The organism is Paraburkholderia sp. Cpub6 (assembly GCF_014201065.1).
Taxonomy (GTDB): Bacteria; Pseudomonadota; Gammaproteobacteria; order Burkholderiales; family Burkholderiaceae; genus Paraburkholderia; species Paraburkholderia tuberum.
On record NZ_JACHDM010000086.1, the window covers coordinates 1 to 1474 of the forward strand.

Consider the following 1474-nt stretch of genomic DNA (forward strand, 5'->3'; position numbering starts at 1 on the left):
GAATTCATATTGTTGGAATTTCCTGAGGGCGACGTAGCAGTACATCTCGACGGTGGATCATGCTGATATCCGCGGGTTGGGTACCGCATTACAGAGGTCCGTCCGATGAGCCTTCCGCTATCTAAAGCCGCAAGTCGGATGTAATCCGTTGCGTAGCGGGCTCGCGGGTTACTCACGTGCCGGGCTACGCCGCCTTCAGGAAACTCCTCCTCCAGTCGTTGGGGTGGGTAGGGGTTACTGCTCGTGTGTTGTGTCAGGCCGTCAGGCCCTCGCGCCGTGTGGCAAGCGACATCGATTGCCGACTGATGTCCCAAATGAACCCGGCGAGTTCACGGGCGATGGCGACCACCGCGATGTTCTTCTGCTTGCCGCGCGCGACGAGCTTCCGGTAGCGCCGACACAGGCGAAGCTGCGCGTCCCAGGCGCGCTCAACGATGGGCTTCGGGATGCCTTCGTGCCGGCGCTGGATCTCGGGGCTCACGCGGGCGGGGTACTGGTAGCTCCAGGCGGCTTCGACCAGCAGTTTTCGCGCGTAGCTGTTGCCGTTCTTCGTGATGCTGCCCTGACGGCGCTTGTCGCCCGACGAGTGTTCCGAAGGCGTCACGCCCAGCCAGGCCATCAGCTGACGCGGATGCGTGAAGCGTGACAGATCGCCCAGCTCGGCGAGCATGCCCACCGCCGTGGTGAACTGCACGCCGCGCATGGTCTGCAGGCCCAGCACGGCCGGATAAAAGCGCCAGTTGAGGACCGCCTCGCGCAGCGCGGCTTCGAGACGCTCGCATTGCGCGAGGCGGTCCTCAATGGTGCGCCGAAGCTCCTCGAACGCGAGTTGCTGCCATGGGCTGTCAAAGGCATACGTGCTCAGCCAGCGCCGGTGCGCCGGCCCCCAGTCGGCTCGGCCGGTGTAGCGCACGCCGTGCGAGAGCAGAAAGGCTTTCAGTCGTTGCCGGGCACGCTTCAGATCGTCCTTCGCGCTCACCCACGCGCGCGCCAGATCGCGGAACGCTTCGTCTTCCACGCTGGGCACGTACACCGCTGACAGGTCGCCGGCGCGCAGCGATCGCACGAGCTTGACCGCATCGCGTCGATCGGTCTTGACGCGCTCGCCGGGCTTCCTGGGAATCAACGATGGTGCGCACACCATACACTCGAATCCCTTCTGCACGAGCTGACGGTAAAGCCCGTAGCCGCATGGACCCGCCTCGTAGACAACGCGGATGTGCCGCGCTTTCGACTGCAGGCGCTTGCACAGGCGATCGATATCCGTCTTCGTCGTACCAGTCTTGCCAGGCAGTTCGACTTCGCCTGCGCCGAGCGCATAGGCAACCGTGATCGAGTCCTTGTGAACGTCAAGACCCACGTAGAGCGTGCTATCGTGTTCCATGCTGGCCTCCGTGTCGGAAATCGCCGGGTGTGGCCCTGTCCACACCGTGCGGCTCTGGCAGCAATGCTAACCCGCGTTTGATTCCTCACG

1 protein-coding gene is annotated in these 1474 nt (G+C 63.8%); it reads right to left on the reverse strand.

Going from position 1 to position 1474, the window contains the following annotated elements:
• Positions 1–253: 253 nt before the first annotated feature.
• Complete coding sequence (locus HDG33_RS36800; RefSeq protein WP_184041219.1) at positions 254–1384, reverse strand: IS110 family transposase; 1131 nt, start codon at positions 1382–1384, stop codon at positions 254–256.
• Positions 1385–1474 lie beyond the last annotated feature (90 nt).